Source organism: Streptomyces sp. ASQP_92, from assembly GCF_025399895.1.
Taxonomy (GTDB): Bacteria; Actinomycetota; Actinomycetes; order Streptomycetales; family Streptomycetaceae; genus Streptomyces.
Genome location: NZ_JAODUA010000020.1, coordinates 51,307 through 67,084, shown reverse-complemented (window position 1 = coordinate 67,084; position 15,778 = coordinate 51,307). Strand labels below are relative to the sequence as shown.

Genomic DNA, 15,778 nt, shown 5'->3' with positions numbered 1-15,778 from the left:
ATAAAACTGTCGTTGTTCAACTCGTCGGGTGCTGAAAAAGCAGAATGGTGGGGTCATGATTCAAGGCGTGAAGCGCGTGATCGCTCTGGGGGCCGCTACTGCCGCACTGGCCGGGGGAGTCGCCTTCTCCTCCGTCGGCGTCGCGGAAGCGGCTTCGCAGCACACGGTGGCGGTGGCGGATCACGGCGGTAAGCACCGCTGCCACGTGGTCAAGGGGCACTGGACGAAGACCTGGCACAAGGCCACGCGCGACCGGCACGGCAAGGTGCACCCCGGGTACTGGACCAAGACCTGGCACAAGGCGCGCAAGGTCTGCGACCGCTAATACCGCGGGCTCGCGCAAAGAGTTTGCGAGGCCTCGATAAAGAGGTCCTAAAATACGGCGCGGCGCCATATCCGTCGGAAACTCTCGACGGGAGGCGTCGCGTCGTATTTCTTGTACGCATCGACCGGCGGGTGGCCTTTCCGTCGAATTCGATTCGGCGTCGAAAGGCTCAGGAATCCGGTGCGCATCTGGCGAATGGCCCGCCCGGGCTCCACCGGGGGACAGAGCCCCTGACAGAGCCCCCCCCGAACGCACCCCCTCTCCGCCTCCGGGGCCGCACTCCGCGTCACCGCGCCCGCTAAGACCTCGGCGCCACGTCCGGCCTGCTCACCAGGGTCATTCCGTTTCAGGCAATGATTCCGTGCCGAAGTTCCCATTGTGGCAGCGCTGTTGCCCTCCGCAGGATGAGGGACGTACCGAACAGCACGAGCCACGAGGTTTTCATGATCGTCATTACCGCTCCCACCGGGAACATCGGCAGTCGTCTGCTCGCCGGCCTTCTGGATTCCGCACCCGCCGCCGGGGAGAGGCTCCGCGTCATCGTGCGCGACCCGGCACGGCTTCCCGACGAGGTACGCGAACGAGCCGAGGTGATCACCGGATCGCACGGGGACGCCGATGTCGTCGACCGCGCCTTCGAAGGTGCGGACGCCGTGTTCTGGCTCGTCCCGCCAGATGCCTCCCTGACTCCCCAGGACGCGTACAGCACGTTCACGCGCCCTGCGCTCAAGGCGCTCGCCGCCCACCGGGTGGGTCATGTCGTGGGCGTTTCCGCGCTCGGTCGCGGCACGCCGGTCGCCGACCGGGCCGGTCTCGTCACCGCCTCCCTCGCCATGGACGACCTCATCGCGGACAGCGGAGTGGCGTACCGGGCCCTGGCCTGTCCGTCCTTTTTCGAGAACCTCCTGGAGGAGGCCGCTTCGATCCGCGAGGGCGTCTTCACGGACGTCGTGGCCCCCGACCGCAGGGCACCGCTCGTCGCGGTCGCCGACATCGCGGCCGTCGCGGCCGGACTCCTCCTCAAGCGCTCCTGGAGCGGCGTCGACAGCGTGCCGATCCTCGGACCGCAGGACCTGTCGCCCAACGACCTCGCTCGCATCATGACCGAGCAGTTGGGCCGCCCTGTCCGCTACGAACGCCGGCCGTTCGACGAGCTGTACACCACCCTCCTCGGGTACGGCCTCAACGACGCGTTCGCCCAAGGCGTCGTCGACATGAAGCGGGCCAAGGACGACGGCCTCGACGCCGGCGTCTCCCGCACCCGGGCCACGGCGACGCCCACCACCTTCGAGCGCTGGTGCGCCGAGACACTCAAGCCCGCCGTCCTCTCCTGAACGCGGCACCCACCACCCCTGTCCCGGTGGCGCGCCCCGCCATGCCCGGTGCCACGAGTGCCGCACCGGCCCCAACCACCAACGAGATAACGCCCTTTGGAGGCTGCACACCGATGACCGTCGAGAAAACCGAACCGCCCGTCACCGCGTTCATGCTGGTCAAGACGACACCCGAGTGGCTGGCCCTGACCGTCCAGGAGAGGGTGGATGCCTTCACGACCCAGGTCCTGCCGGTCATCAAGGCCAGGACCACCGGTGTCCGATCGCGCTTCTACGACACCGAGTTCTACTCGGCGCGGGTCACCGACGTCTGGGTGTGGGAGGCGGAGAGCCACCACGCCTACCAGCTCCTGATCGACGCGCTGCGCGAAACCCCGTTCTGGGACCGCTACTTCGAGATCGTGGACCTCCTCGTCGGCACCGAGAACGGTTATGCCCGCACGTACGGGGTGGAGGCCGTCGCCACGGTGGCCACCTGACGCACCGGACACGTATGACGCGTCCTGACACATTGCCGTCCCCGACACAGATGACGCACCCCGGCGAGGTGGCGCCCCCGCCCTAGACTCGGCCCATGAGCAGGACAGACCGCGCCTCCCGGGTGATCGCCGTACCGGCGGAGGCCGTTTACCGTGCGCTCCTCGACCGCGAGGCCCTGGAGAGCTGGCTGCCGCCGGACGGCATGGGCGGGCGGATCGAGCGGTGGGACCCGCGCCCCGGTGGCGGGTTCCGGATGGTGCTCACCTACCTCGACCCCACCGGCAGCCCCGGCAAGGCGTCCGCCGCGACGGACGTCGTCGAGGTCGCGTTCGCCGCGCTGGTGCCGGGGGAACGCATGGTGCAGCGGGCGGAGTTCGCCTCCGACGACCCGTCGTACGCGGGCATCATGACCATGACCTGGAACCTCACCACCACCGCTGCCGGGACCGAGGTGACCGTGACCGCCGAGGATGTGCCGCCGGGCATCGACCAAGCCGTCCACGAGGCAGGCATCGCCTCCTCGCTGGCCCACCTCGCCTCGTACCTGGAAGCCACCGCCTGACGGTTCGTTTCCGATGCGGCCCGATGCGGCCCGACGCGGACCCGATGGTCTCGGCGCCGGGGAGGCAGAAAGCAGCCGCGACTTCCCGATCCCGGCCTCGCCGGCCACCAGCGCCACCGCGGGCCCCTCGGCGACCGAGGCGTGCCACACCCGGGTGAGGGCGGTCAGCGCGTCGTCGCGGCCAACGTGCACCGAGCTCACCACGCGATCCGCCACCATGCGGGCCAGCAGATGAATACCGAACTCGACCGATGCCCCGGCCCTGTTCACCCGGACAGACTCGACGTATGACGACAGCGCATCCCCTCCGCACCATCGAGGCCCACGAGTTCGACGCATTCGCCCGAATGATCACCACGGCGTACGGCCAGGGCGGGCGCGAGGGCGCCCTCAGAAACGCCCGCTCGTCCATCGAGCCGGGGCGCACGCTCGCCGCGTACGACGGCCGGGACATCGTCGGCGGCGCCGGGATCTACGGCCGCACCATGACCGTGCCCGGCGCGCTCGTCCCGGTCGCCGGCATCACGCTCGTGGCCGTGCTGCCCACCCATCGCCGGCGCGGCATTCTCACCGCGATGATGCGCGGCCAGCTCACCGAGCTGCACGAGACGGGCGGCGAACCCATCGCCGCGCTCAACGCCGCCGAAGCCACGATCTACGGCCGGTTCGGTTACGGAATCGCCTCCCACCTCGCCGCCCTCCACATCGACAAGCCAACCGTGGCCCTGCGCCCCGATGTCGACCTCGGCGCCGGCACCGTCCGCCTGCTCACCGCCGACCAGGCCCGCCCGTCCCTCGAAAAGGTCCATGACACCGCCCGTCGGCAGACGGTCGGCTGGGTGGACCGTACGGAGAAGTACTGGAACGCCCGTCTCCACGACGCCGAGCACGTCCGCGACGGCGCGAACGCGCTGCGCGTCGTGCTGCACACCGACCCGGGCGGCGCGGCCACCGGCTACGCCCTGTACCGGTCCAAGGGGGCCACCGCGCACATCGTCGAAGTGGTCGTCGTCGGCCGGTGGGCGTACGCCTCCCTGTGGCACTACTTCCTGAACCTCGACGGCCACGACCACCTCACCTATGAGGGGGCGCCCGACGAAGTGCTGCCGCATCTGCTGGCCGACCCACGTGCCGCGCGCACGACGCTGGTCGACAACTTGTGGGTACGCCTGGTCGACGTCGAACGGGCTCTCGCCGCCCGCCGGTACACGGCCGCACTCGATGTGGTCCTGGGGGTCGAGGACGCCTTCTGTCCCTGGAACGCCGGCCGCTACCGGCTGTACGCCGACAGCTTCACCGTCACCTGCGAACGCACCCGATCCCGCCCCGACCTGCGACTGACCACCACCGAACTCGCCTCGGCGTACCTGGGCGGCCCCACCCTGTCGGCGCTGGCGGCAACGGGCCGCATCGAAGAACTGCGCCCCGGCGCCGTGGCCGCGGCCTCACGCGCCTTCCGGGGGGAGCGGGAACCGTTCCATCTGTCCGGCGCCGCGTTTCCGGCGTTCTGAGGGCGGGGGTCGACTCGGTCTCCTGCTCCGCATCAACGTCGCGATGGGCGTACCCCTCGCGCACCCATCGTGCGGCAGCAGGAAACCCCGGCCCCCACACCGGCCGACCGGGGCGGTGTACGTCAGTCGTCGGACCCCGGCGGCACGAGGAAGACCCGCACCTGTCGGTCCTCGGCTTCCCGCTCCGCTCGGCGCCACTGTGCAACGAGTTCGGCGTAGCGCGGATCGGTCCACTGGTCTGCCATGCCCACCTCCTGGCTCACAGGTTAGCGTTGTTCAGCCCTTCGGTTTGGGGATGATGACGATCGGACCGCTGTCGTCGGAGTGCTGGCACTTCGCCGCCACGGAGACGAGTTGATCCTCGGGGGACCGCCACAGATCGGTGTCAACGCTGTATCCGGCGCTCTCGATGGCTGCGATGGTCCGTTGCAGGACGGCGGAGTCGAACCGGCCCGGGTCGGGGCGCTCGGGGATGTGGTGGACGAAGCCGCCGAGCCGGGCACACAGGTTCTGGTAGAGGCCGGTGTGCAGGATAAGGGCGTGCCAGCCCTCATCCACGACGCGGCTCGGGACCAAGCCCCGGCCACCCCGCGCAGCCGCGACCGCGATGAAGGCAAGTGCGTCGGTGAGGATGCGGGACGCGAGGTCGGGCTCCATGCCCGGGTTGTTGTCGAGGATCGTCGCGCGGACGTCGTTGAACTGAGCGTCGGTGAGGAGCGCTCGCGCTGTCATCCGGTGCACGTGGTGTCTCCGTTCGGTGATGTGATGGTGCTGGGCCCCATCCCAGCTGCGGTCCTGCCAGGAAATGTCGGCTGGGCGGGGAGTCACTGGGGCGCGTGGCAGGGGCAGGCGCACATGAGCACCTCCATCGCCCCGCCGCTCGACGGCTGCCGTACCTCGTACGGGCCGGGGCAGAGCAGGTGTCCGCCTCGCCAGTACAGATGGCGGGCTTCCCGGCATTCCGGGGTGACGTAGGCGTTCATGGGCGGCGCGTTCGTCACGACTGCGGCGTTTGATTGAGCAGCGCCGTGGCGGCCTTGACCAGGCTCGTGACCCGGTGCGGATTGCACAGGCGGCCCGGCGCGGACATGGGCACGACCCAGTAGCTCGACCACGTCTCGGTCTGCGTGCTGTCTCCCACACGCGGTACGCCAATGTAACTGCCCAGTCCGAGGAGCTCGGCGTGCCGGCCGAGGCTCGGGCCGGGCGGGGAGGACGGCACGAGGGCGTAGAAACGCTGGTTGCGCGGGTCGTGGATGACGGGGCCGTTCAGGGCCCGCAGGACCGTGCCGGCCGTCGCCAGGTCAGGATGTGCTGCGGCGTGCACCAATGCCTCGTCGAGGCGAACGGCAGAGAACTGGCGACCCAGAGCGAGAAGGGCGGCACGTCCTTCCGCCCATTGCTCACGGGCGTGGCGGGCCTGTTGAGACTGTCGGCGAGCCATGTGGAGACGGCTGCCCATTGGCCTTCGTCAGCAGAGGTGCTCACGAAGGCTCCTGTCCAGCGGCCGAGGTTCGGGCGTCGGCGTCGTCGAGTGCGGCGCGTAGTGCCACAGGCTCGGTGTGCCGGTTCGTTCGTGGAGTGCGCACCCTCCTGCCGGGGGCACTCTTGTCGGGATGGTGGCCACGGTGCTTGGCTCCTCGCTTCCGTCCCCTGTCCCAGTGGGAGACCAGAGTGGGCCCGGGCGTGCTGCAACGCGAGGACTTTGAAGGGGCTTTCGCTGGCCCCAAAGCGGACTTCCATCAACTCATTCGAGCGATGTCTGGCATTCAACCGGACCTGGGACGACACTGAAGGAGCATCGACGTACCGGAGGTGAACTATGCCGCGCTCCGCCGGCAACACACGACTTCGAGCCGCCCGGGTGGCGGCCGGATACCACTCGCAACAGGCTCTCGCCGATGCCCTCACCAAGCTCGGCTTGTCGGTCGGCACCCGCCAGCTGCGGCGCTGGGAGTCATCCAACCCCCCTTGGCCGCACCCGGATTGTCAGCGAGCCCTCACACGCCTCCTCGGCTCGGACATGCGGGCTCTCGGTTTCACGCCGCCCGACGGCCGCGACGAGGCCCGTCCCGTTCCCTCACGGCGCGTTGTCGTCGGCGGGGCGATCGCCGCACTCGGTCTGTCCACCGTCCCGGCCCAAGCACAGGCCGCCATGCAACCCCACACCGTCGCCGCCGACTTCGCGGCCGTCACCCGGTCCCACCGCCGCATGTACTGGTCTGTCGCACCCGCCGAACTGCATCCCTCAGTGCTGGCCCACGCCCGGCTCGGCTGCGCCCTGCTCGCCGAGACGGCAGGAGACACCCGCAGAACCGTCGCCGCGGCGCTGGCCGAGAGCTATCTCCTCGCTGGCCGCGTCGAGTTCTTCGACCTGCGTGAGCCCGACTCCGCAGACTCCACTTTCCTGCGCGCGCTGCAAGCCGCGGGCGAGGCGGACGACCCGCTCCTCGGCGCGGCAGTCCTCGCCCACATGGCGTTCATCCCCGGGTGGGCGGGCGAGCGGGAAAGGGCCGTTGAACGGATGATTGCGGCGAGGACGTACGCGCGGCGCGGCCCGGCCAGCGCGGAACTCCTGGCCTGGCTGGACGCGGTCGAGGCAGAGTGTGAGACCCGATGTGGGAACACCCGCACAGCGCTGCACCTGATCGGTCACGGCGAGGATGTCCTGGCGGCGGGGTCGGAGCATGTCTCTCCGGAATGGATGGATTGGTTCAGTGCTGCGCGGCTCGCAGCGTTCAAGGGCAACACCCAGTTGAGGGCGGGACACCTGCCTCAGGCACGGGAGACACTCAGCCGGGTCCTGGACGAACTGCCTTCCGAGTCGGACAAGCAGCGGACTGTGATCCTCGGCGACCTCGCGGCCGTAGAGGCGGCCGCAGGGTGTCCTGAGGAAGCGTGCCGGTATGCGTCGCTCGCGCTCGACCAGTTGGCGGTCACCTGGTACGCGACTGGCATGGACCGGGTCCGTGAGGTGCGGCGCACGTTGACGTCGCACCAGCACGAACAGTGCGTCCGGGACCTCGACGATCAGTTGTACGGATGGACGACTACGGTCAGTGCGCTGACGCGTTGAACTTCGCGATCAGTTCGGGGAGTTCGGTGAGCTTGTCGATACGCATCGTCGGCAGGTTCCTCGCTTCTTCACTGCCCCACTGGATCGTGGCCCATGGCCCGCGGTGAATGAGCGCGGTGTGCATACCGGCCAGCTTGCCGGGCCGAAGGTCGTTGTCGACACGGTCGCCGACGTAGAGGATCTCGTCGTTGGCGAACGGCACCGCAGCGGCGACCCGGACAAAGAAGTCGAGGTCCGGCTTGGACGCACCCCAGTCGTCCGACGTGCCGATCAGGTCGACGTCGTCGGTGAACAGGTCTCGAAGGATGCCCCCGGCCCGCACGGTCTGGTTCCCGGCGATGCCGAGCCACAGTCCGTCCGCGCGTAGTCGTGCGAGTGCGGGGCGGACGTCGGGGTAGAGGTCGCTCTCGTCGAAGTGCTCGGGCCGGCCGGCGTCGGCGCGTGCCTGCCGCTGCTCGTACAGGTCGAAGCCGGGCCGGAACTCTTGGAACACCTCGCGGTAGTCACGGCCTTGGGCGATGACGGCGCCGAACATGGCGGCGAAGGTGTGGCGGGGTACGCCGAGCCAGTCCGCCCATGTGCCGTACTCGCGGGTCTCGTCTACGAGGCACTCGCCGACGTCGAATACCACTGCACGAATCGTCATGGGCCGGATCCTAGGCGGTGGTATGGGGGATGGTGCTCGGTAGCCTCGGTCCACGCCCCGGACTCGTGCGGAACCTGGCCCCGCGAGGCCTGCGCCGATGGTCAACGATGAGGTGCGGGAGCTTGCTGCGCGGGTCCGTGGACGGATGTCGAGCCTGCGGATTACGCGTGGTTACGCGTCGAGTGGTCGGCCGCGGTGAGGGCGCAGGGTGCGGCCAGCACGGCTCAGGGGGACTGAAACGTTGAGGCGCTCGGCGTGTTGTCGGCGGCCCTGGTAGTGGGGTCAGGACAGCCGCGTGCAGTCGGCCTGCCGAGCAGGTGCCTCAACCAGCCCGCGCGCAAAGCCCGTTGGGGCGCGCCCCGCACCCGTTACTCGTCCTCGATCCCCAGATCCTGTCTCATCAGCGTCCGCATGGCCACGAGCCGGGGCTCCGCCTGTCGCATCAGCACGATGAGGCGCGCGGCGCTCTCGCCCTCCCCGGCGAGGCCGCGGTCTATTCGCTTGGCCGTCGCGTCGACTTCCGCCAGCACCTTGTTCAGCTCTCGTGACGCCTCCATGATGCGCAGCGGGACGATCATCTGGGCCGCCGCGTACCGGTCGCGGTACTCCCTGCGCGACTCCTCCAGGTGCGTGCGGTCGTCCTCGGTGTAGACGCCGTCACGCATCCGATGCAGGGCGTCCTTGAGGAGTGTGTTGAACTGCTCGCTGGCGCGGTTCATGGCCGTGTACGCCTCGCGCCGCTCGTCGAACGACCGCCGCCGCGCGGCGAGTTCGGCCTCGGCGGCCCGTTCGCGGGCGTTGTAGCGCTGCGGGAGCACGGCGCCGAGGAGTGCCCCACCGAGCCCCGCCGCCGCGGTGATGGCGGTCGTCAACGCGTCTGACATGCGGTGACCCTATCGCCCTGGGGTGATGGGCCGAGGAGGGTGTCCGCGTTCTTCGATGTCCTGCCCGGCGAGGGCATAGGCAGGGCGCGGGGAGCGCCGGGTCACGCTTTCGGGTGCAGGACCCTGAAGCGACCCGGTGCGGCCGGGTCCCGGTCCACCACCTGGACCGGCGGCCAGGCCCACTGCCACACGCCGATGCCCGCCGCCCGGGAGAACCGGATCGTGCCGCGGGTGCCCTCGACCGCGACGTCCGGCCAGGCCGCGGCGATGCGCGCCCGGTCCGGGCCGTGGGTGCGCAGCACGTCGGCGAGGACGGTGATCGTGTCGTAGCCCTCGAAAGCGACGAAGGAGGGGGCCGCACCCAGCCGGTCCCGCAGGGCGGCCCCGACCCGCGTGCCGAGGGGGCCGGGACGCTCGGGCAGATAGCGCAGGAAAGGGATCGCGGCGCCGTCGGTGCCGAGCAGCGCCGTCCATTCGGCGAACTCGGGCTGTCCGGCCGGGGCGCCGATCAGTATCGCGCTCAGGCGCTCGTCGCGGCGGACGGATGCGACGATCGGCGCGGCCGGCTCGGGATGGCCGACCAGGAGAAGCAGGGCCGTCGCGTCCTCCGCGACGAGCCGGTCGCACAGGGCCGAGGGGGTGAGCGTGCTCATGTCGAGCTCGACCACTTCGCCTCCCCGCGCAACGAGATGGTCGCGCAGGACGCGGGTCCCGGACGCCCAGTAGAGGCTCGGCTGCGTTGCCACGGCGACGCGGGTGTGGCCGGCGCCGAGGAGGAAGTCCGCGTAGAGCCGCCAGCCGTGGGACTGTGCCGGGGCGATGCGCGCGACCCGGTCCGTCGGCCGGTCGGTCAGTGTGTCGAGAACCGCCGACGAGCAGAGGAACGGCACGCCGAGGGCGTCGGCCCTGGTGGCGGCGGCGCGAGCGACGACGCTGTGGTACTCACCCGCCAGGGCGGCGACCCCCAGGAGGGCCAGTTCGTCCACGGCGGCCTCGGCCCTGCGAGGATCGGCCGCGGTGTCCCGTACCACCAGTTCAAGGGGCCTGCCGCCGACCCCGCCCGCCTCGTTGGCCTCGTGTACGCCCAACTCGAGCCCGGCGAGCAGGTGTTGGCCCGCCTCGACCCAGCCGGGTCGGGTCAGTGGTGCGAGAGCACCGATCCGGACCGCCGGGGCGTCCGTCCGGTGGCCGGACGCGGTGGGCTCGGGTGGTGTGGTCATGGGCGGCGTCTCCCGGACGGTGCTTCGGTGGCCGGCGGACCGAATCCGAATCGGCGCAGTCATCTTCCGTGGCGCCGAGGGTAGCCGAGGCGAAGCCGAACGGTGACGGCGGCCCTTGGCGCCGTGGGCCGCCGCGTGGTGGGCTCGGGCCGCCGCCCGCTCCGGCTGACGTGATGGCGGCCCTTGGCGCCACGGCCCGCCGCGGCGGGCCGGCGCCCGTTCGGCCGCCGCCGTCGAGAGCATCCCGTGGTCAGGACGTGGGCCGTGTCATCACCATGCGGGTGATGTCCACCCGCGATTTGGCGCCCAGCTTGCGGTAGGCGCGGGTGAGGGCCGCTTCCACCGTCTTCACGCTGAGGACGAGTCCCGCGGCGATCTCTCGGTTGGTCGCGCCCTGGGCGACGCGGGCGACGACGCTGCGTTCCGTCGTCGTGAGGTGGTCCGACCACGAGCCGGCTTCGGGTGGGCGGATCGAGGCGTCCTCCGCCCGGTCGCGTTCGGCTCGGGTCGTCGCGATCCAGGGGCGGGCGTCCGCCCTGGTGAAGAGGCGCAGGGCGGACGCGAAGGCGGCGCGGGCGCCGGCCTCGTCTCCGGCGCTGCGCAGGACCCGGCCGAGGACGGCCCTGGTGCGGGCCTCCTCCAGCGGGTATCCCGTGGCCCGCAAGTGCACCGCCGCGCGGCTCAACTTGCTCGCGGCCAGGGCCAGTTCACCTCGGGACGCGTCGACCGTGGCGGAGGCTCGGCCGAGTACGGCCAGGACGCCGGGCCGGCCGAGCCGCTCGGCCTGGTCGCGGGCGTGAGCGATGACCGCCGCGGCCTCCTCCGGGGCGCCGTGGGCGGCCAGGGCCTCGGCGAGGTCGGCGTGCCACCGTCGGGTCGCGGGGTCGCGCTGGCCCTGCGCGGTCTCCAACCGGCCCGCACGGTCGAGGAGTTCGACGGCCGCGCCGGTCTGTCCGGTGAACAGTCTGATCCTTCCCTCGGCGTGCAGTGCCCGGGGCAGAAAGAGCCTGTCGTCGTCGTCCTCGCTGTGCCGTCCGGCCGTCTCGGCCGCGGTGAGCGCTTGGCTCCAGCTGCCTCCGGCGGTCTCGGCGAGGGAGAGCGCGTACCAGGCGGGACCCTGACTCAGACCCGCCTCTTCGATGATGCGCAGGCTCTGGCGGGCGATGCTCAGGGCCGGCCGGCACCGTCCGCGCTGGATCTCCACCTGCGCGAGACCGATGAGGCACTGGCTCAGGCTGTCGGCCGAACCGCGCTGACGGAGCCGGTAGACGAGGGAGCGCAACTCGGCCCTGGCCTCGTCCAGTTCGTCCCGCACCAGATGGAAGCGGTGTTTGAGGTAGATGGGGCCGTTGTGGTGCGTCATGGCATAGGGGTCGTGCGGCGCGGCGAGGGCCGCCGCCAGGGTCGTCTCCGCATGGGGGAGGCCCAGGAAGAGTTCCAGGGACGCCTGTTGGGTGAGGGCCATGAGCTCGGTTCGCCGGTCGCCGGTCCGCGCCGCGAGGTGCGCGGCGCGGACGGCGTGTTCGTGGGCCCGCGCCGCCGACCCGCCGACCATCCATGCGCGCCAGCTCATCCGGTAGTGCAGCGTGGCCAGCAGCTCGGGGTCGCCCGCCGCGTCGCGTACCGCCTCAGGGAAGACGTCCGCGATCTCGGCCATCGCTTGTCCGCAGGAGTCGATGACCACGTTCCAGGCCCGCACCCGGTCGGCCGGCCGATCGGCGTCCCCCAGCACCTGGTGCGCCAGCTGACGGGCGAAGTCCAGGTCACCGGCCTCGATGCCGTCCTCGGCGGCGGTGAGCCTGCGGTCGACATCGACGTACGCCTGCCCGGCCGGTGTGTACTCGGCGGCCAGCCGGCCGAGCCGTGCCGCGGTGCGAGGAGCGCCGCGACGCCGGGCCGCCGAGGCGGCCGCCGCGAGCCGGGTCGCCACCGCCGGATCGGGGCCGGCCGTCAGGCGAGCGATGTGGTGCGCGCGCTCGACGGCGTCGTCGGCCGCCTCGGCGAGTGCCCGGTGCGCGTCCATCAGGCGTTCGTACGGGGTCTCGGCGCGCAGCACCATCGGCGTCAGCGGATCGAGGAACCCGATGGTGTCGTGGTCCGACGCCGGCAGGGCGCGGATGATGCCCTGCCGGGCGCAGACGTCGAGATCGCTGTCGGCGTGGGGGCAGTCCGCGCGGCGCAGCAGCTCCACCGTGGGGCGTGCGGCGGTGGCCGCCACGACCAGGGTGTGCCGGGCCCGCGCGGGCAGGGCGCCGATCCGGTCGAGGATCGGCCGCCGCAGGGAGTCCGGGACGGGGAGCGGCTCCGTGCGGTCGGGTGGCTCGGCCCCCTCCACCCGTACGCGCTCGTCGAGAGCCGAGCTGAGCTCCAGTGCCGTACGGGGGTTGCCCCCGCTCACTCGGTGCAGTCGCGCGACGAGCGCGGGCGGCCAGGAGGGGTGGTCGTGCCGCTCCAGCAGCTCGGCCACCTCGTGGGCGGTCAGGGCGGGGACCACGATCCGGCGGACCGGGCGCGGACACAGTTCCAGCGTGCCGCCCGGGTCGACGACGGGCGACTCGGGGGCCTGCGAGCGCAGGGTCGCGAGCACCACAAGGCCCGGATCGCCGCGCCGGGCAAGGTACTTGAGGATGTCCGCCGTCGGCCGGTCGAGCCACTGGGCGTCGTCCACGACCAGGAGGAGGGGACCGGCGCCGCGCAGTGCGGCGAGCACCTTGCGGACGGCGATCCGCAGGACCAGCGCGTCGCGCCCGGCCACCGGACCGCCCTCCGCCCCGGTGCCGCCCGCCCCAGTGCGGGCGCTGCGCAGCAGGGTCTCTGCGAGTACGTCCCTTTCGTGGGCGGCCAGGGTGTCGAGGGCGGTGTCGTCGAGGTCGGACAGCAGGTCGATGAGGCCGCTGAAGGGGGTGCTCTGCTCGGCGGGGGAGGGGGAGCAGCGCAGCACGGGGTGCCCAAGTCCGGTCAGGTCCGCGGCCAGTTGGGAGACCAGGGTGGTCCTGCCGATGCCCGCGGGGCCGGTGAGCAGGACACCGCCGCCGCGCGACAGCAGGGCCCGTACGGTCTCGCGGATCCCGCCGCGTTCGACGGCGGGCGGCCGCATGCCCGCTGCCAGGGTGGACGGCTCGGTCATCGCAAGCCCTTCCGGACACAGCCTCGTTCACGGCCCGGACATCGACCGTGAACCTGCCCTTCGTGGTGCCGCGCCGAATGTAGGACCGGCCGCGGCGAAAGGTCAAGACCAATCGGGGATCTGGCGGCCCGACCGCCGACAGGGCCCCACCGGGCAACCGCGCACGGCAATCGGGCCGCCGGTCGGATGACCAACGGCCCAATTGCGTACGGAAGTTGCTAGCGGTTGGACGGCGGACTCAGCAGGCTCCCGCGTCCTTCCAGACGGCCCAGGAACCGGGTGCTCCCGGCTCGGCGCCGGTCGAGTACCACTGCGAGGACCACTTGTGGCCGTTGTACGCGACCTGGTCGCCCGGCACATAACTCCGGGAAGCGCTCCAGGCCGGCAGGTCGCCGCAGCCCTGCGGCGGGGTCCCCCCGTCGGTGATCGTCCACGTGAACGAGGCCGTACCGGTGGCGTTGTCCGTGTTCTTCGCGGTGACGGTCACCGACGAGGTGCCGGCGGTGGTCGGGGTGCCGCTGATGAGACCGGTCGAGGAGTTGATCGCAAGGCCTGCCGGAAGGCCGGTCGCGCTGTAGGTCAGGGTCTTGCCGCCGGGGTCGCTCGCCTGGATCTGCACCGAGGTGGCGGTGCCGACCGTGCCCTTCTGGTTGCCCGGGTTGGTCACCGAAGGTGAACCCGGCTGGCTGTTGCAGCTACCGGGAACGGGGTCGGCGCCGGTGACGCTGACCGCCGCCCACGCGGCGTCGACGGTGTTGTACTCGGCACAGTGCGTGCCGTACAGGTCCGCCGCGGCGCGCAGTGAGTCGGTGCGCGCCTGGTGGTAGTTCTCGCTGCTGTTGGCGTAGGAGGCGAGCGCCTTGTACCAGATCTTGGCGGCCTTGTCGTTGCCGATCCCGGTCACCGTCGAGTTGTTGCAGGTGGGGCTGTTGCCATAGCCATGGTCGCCGCTGCCGACGGCCGCGAGGAAGAACCAGTGGTTCAGCGGGCCCATCGAGTAGTGCGGGTCGAGGCCGCCGTTGGCGCTGGTCCAGCAGTTGGGCGACTGGCCGTCGAGCGAGGGGTTGTACATGTAGCGCAGCGGGCGGTTGTCGCCGTTGATGTTGATGAGCTCGCCCATGGTGTAGTCGGGCGTGTCCACCGGGTTGTTGGCGTAGAACTCGACCATCGTGCCGAAGATGTCGCTGGTGCCCTCGTTCATGCCGCCGGTCTCACCGGTCTCGTCCCAGCCGGTGAGCGCGCCGCTCACCCCGTGGCTCATCTCGTGGCCCGCGACGTCGAGTTCGACCAGTGGACGCGCGTTGTTCTGGCCGTCGCCGTACGTCATCTGGGTGCCGTCCCAGAACGCGTTCACATAGGCGTTGCCGTAGTGCGTCCGTGACGGCACGCCCCGGCCGTCGCCGAAGATCCCGTTACGGCCCTGCACGTTCTTGTAGTAGTCGAACGTCTTCGCCGCGCCGTAGTGCACATCGGCGCCGGCCGAGGCGGGGTCGCTGGTGGAGCCGTTGCCGAAGGTGCCGCTGGAGCTGGTGAAGACCGAACCGGTGCCGCTGGTCGCGTGGTTGAGGTTGGTGGTGTAGCCGTTGCCGTGCGCGGGGTCCGTCATCGAGTAGCCGCTGCCGCTCTGGGTGACGTCGAGCGCGACCTTTCCGCTGTAGATCGACTGGCCCGTGCCTGCCACCGTCGGTGCGGCGGCCCGCGCCGCCGCACCGACCTTCGAGGCGGTGGCGCGCGCGGCCCCCTCGGCCGCGAACGTGCTCACCTCGTCACTGGTCCGTACGACTCTGCCCGTGCGGGCGTCCACCAGGACGTGCAGCCGGCTCGGTGTGCCGTCCGGGCGCACCCCGCTGACGACGGTCTCCCAGACCAGCGTCGCCTCGGAGCCTTCCATCCGGACCGCGAGGCGAGAGGCCGAGACCCCGTCGACCTTTCCTTGGAACGCGGCCTTCGAGGCGTCCACGGCGCTGGAGGCGGCCAGTCGGGGCTCGGTGGAGACCGCGCCCGAGGTGTCAGAACCGGTGGCCAGCGACCGGTAGGCGCCGTCCTTGTCCAGGCGCACGACGACGTCACCGCCATAGGCGGGAAGACCCTTGTAGGTGCGGTCGAAGCGGACGGAGGCGGAGCCGTCCCGGTCGACGATCAGGTTCCGCACGGAGAAGGAGTCCCCGTCGGCCCGGTGGGCGGCGGTCGAGTGGGCTGCCAGCGCCTTCTGCGCGGCATCCACGACACGGCTGCGCACGGCGGGCGTCGGATCGGCCGTGTAGGGGGCGGCGGCGAAGGCGGACGGGCCGCCCGATGGCGCGGGGTGCGGCGCCGGGGCGGCCGTGGCGCCGGGCAGCGCGACGGCGGACGCGGACAGACAGGCCAGCGCGACCGTCAGGAGTCTCGCGGCTCTTGGTATCTCCATAGGAGTGGGGGTTCCTTTCACTTCATGCGCGGGGCGTCCACCGCTGGTACGCAAGGGCGTTGGGGAGGCAGCGGACAGGTGCGGACGGTGTGCTGACGGCGCCGCTCGTGGCGGGAGCCGCGCCAACGCACGAGTGTCCGCAGGGAGATGGGCGCCCGCCAGGCACTGGGGCGACTGTGAGGGGTTTCCCTATCTCCCCGCCCCGA

At 71.1% G+C, this 15,778-nt stretch carries 15 protein-coding genes; 6 read left to right on the top strand and 9 right to left on the bottom strand.

What is annotated here, in order from left to right; all coding sequences use genetic code 11:
- Nucleotides 1-67 precede the first annotated feature (67 nt).
- From N4G70_RS30895 to N4G70_RS30875, 5 genes are all read left to right on the top strand, one after another.
- Nucleotides 68-325, top strand: a complete 258-nt coding sequence (locus N4G70_RS30895) for a hypothetical protein (protein ID WP_261716068.1) — start codon at nt 68-70, stop codon at nt 323-325.
- A gap of 443 nt (nt 326-768) precedes the next feature.
- The gene (locus tag N4G70_RS30890; RefSeq protein WP_261716099.1) at nt 769-1,659 is read left to right on the top strand and encodes an NAD(P)H-binding protein; all 891 of its coding nucleotides are present in this window, start codon (nt 769-771) and stop codon (nt 1,657-1,659) included.
- Between the two features lie 113 nt (nt 1,660-1,772).
- Nucleotides 1,773-2,138, top strand: coding sequence for a darcynin family protein (locus tag N4G70_RS30885; RefSeq protein WP_261716067.1), 366 nt, complete (start codon nt 1,773-1,775; stop codon nt 2,136-2,138).
- A 95-nt stretch (nt 2,139-2,233) separates the two neighbouring features.
- Nucleotides 2,234-2,701, top strand: coding sequence for an SRPBCC family protein (locus N4G70_RS30880; protein WP_261716066.1), 468 nt, complete (start codon nt 2,234-2,236; stop codon nt 2,699-2,701).
- 287 nt (nt 2,702-2,988) lie between these two features.
- A complete protein-coding gene (locus tag N4G70_RS30875; RefSeq protein WP_261716065.1) occupies nt 2,989-4,212 on the top strand; it encodes a GNAT family N-acetyltransferase in 1,224 nt (407 codons plus the stop codon).
- A gap of 122 nt (nt 4,213-4,334) precedes the next feature.
- Here N4G70_RS30875 and N4G70_RS30870 read toward each other — a convergent pair whose 3' ends face one another.
- From N4G70_RS30870 to N4G70_RS30855, 4 genes are all read right to left on the bottom strand, one after another.
- Nucleotides 4,335-4,457 carry a hypothetical protein gene (locus N4G70_RS30870; protein ID WP_261716064.1) on the bottom strand — a complete coding sequence of 41 codons (123 nt, stop codon included), beginning with the start codon at nt 4,455-4,457 and terminating at the stop codon, nt 4,335-4,337.
- A gap of 31 nt (nt 4,458-4,488) precedes the next feature.
- The gene (locus tag N4G70_RS30865) at nt 4,489-4,944 is read right to left on the bottom strand and encodes a hypothetical protein (protein ID WP_261716098.1); all 456 of its coding nucleotides are present in this window, start codon (nt 4,942-4,944) and stop codon (nt 4,489-4,491) included.
- Nucleotides 4,945-5,036: 92 nt separating this feature from the next.
- Complete coding sequence (locus N4G70_RS30860; protein ID WP_261716063.1) at nt 5,037-5,213, bottom strand: hypothetical protein; 177 nt, start codon at nt 5,211-5,213, stop codon at nt 5,037-5,039.
- Nucleotides 5,210-5,539: a hypothetical protein gene (locus N4G70_RS30855; protein WP_261716062.1), complete on the bottom strand. Its 330-nt coding sequence runs from the start codon at nt 5,537-5,539 to the stop codon at nt 5,210-5,212. The genes N4G70_RS30860 and N4G70_RS30855 overlap by 4 nt, the downstream gene beginning before the upstream one ends.
- A gap of 495 nt (nt 5,540-6,034) precedes the next feature.
- On the opposite strand from N4G70_RS30855, the gene N4G70_RS30850 reads away from it, so the two are divergent.
- Complete coding sequence (locus N4G70_RS30850; protein ID WP_261716061.1) at nt 6,035-7,288, top strand: transcriptional regulator; 1,254 nt, start codon at nt 6,035-6,037, stop codon at nt 7,286-7,288.
- Here N4G70_RS30850 and N4G70_RS30845 read toward each other — a convergent pair.
- From N4G70_RS30845 to N4G70_RS30825, 5 genes are all read right to left on the bottom strand, one after another.
- A complete protein-coding gene (locus tag N4G70_RS30845) occupies nt 7,269-7,934 on the bottom strand; it encodes an HAD family hydrolase (protein WP_261716060.1) in 666 nt (221 codons plus the stop codon). The genes N4G70_RS30850 and N4G70_RS30845 overlap by 20 nt on opposite strands.
- Nucleotides 7,935-8,302: 368 nt before the next feature.
- Nucleotides 8,303-8,818 carry a hypothetical protein gene (locus tag N4G70_RS30840; protein WP_261716059.1) on the bottom strand — a complete coding sequence of 172 codons (516 nt, stop codon included), beginning with the start codon at nt 8,816-8,818 and terminating at the stop codon, nt 8,303-8,305.
- Between the two features lie 101 nt (nt 8,819-8,919).
- Nucleotides 8,920-10,038 carry an ABC transporter substrate-binding protein gene (locus tag N4G70_RS30835; protein WP_261716058.1) on the bottom strand — a complete coding sequence of 373 codons (1,119 nt, stop codon included), beginning with the start codon at nt 10,036-10,038 and terminating at the stop codon, nt 8,920-8,922.
- A gap of 250 nt (nt 10,039-10,288) precedes the next feature.
- Nucleotides 10,289-13,165, bottom strand: a complete 2,877-nt coding sequence (locus N4G70_RS30830; RefSeq protein WP_261716057.1) for an AAA family ATPase — start codon at nt 13,163-13,165, stop codon at nt 10,289-10,291.
- Between the two features lie 238 nt (nt 13,166-13,403).
- Nucleotides 13,404-15,572: a M4 family metallopeptidase gene (locus tag N4G70_RS30825; RefSeq protein ID WP_261716056.1), complete on the bottom strand. Its 2,169-nt coding sequence runs from the start codon at nt 15,570-15,572 to the stop codon at nt 13,404-13,406.
- Between the last annotated feature and the right edge of the window lie 206 nt (nt 15,573-15,778).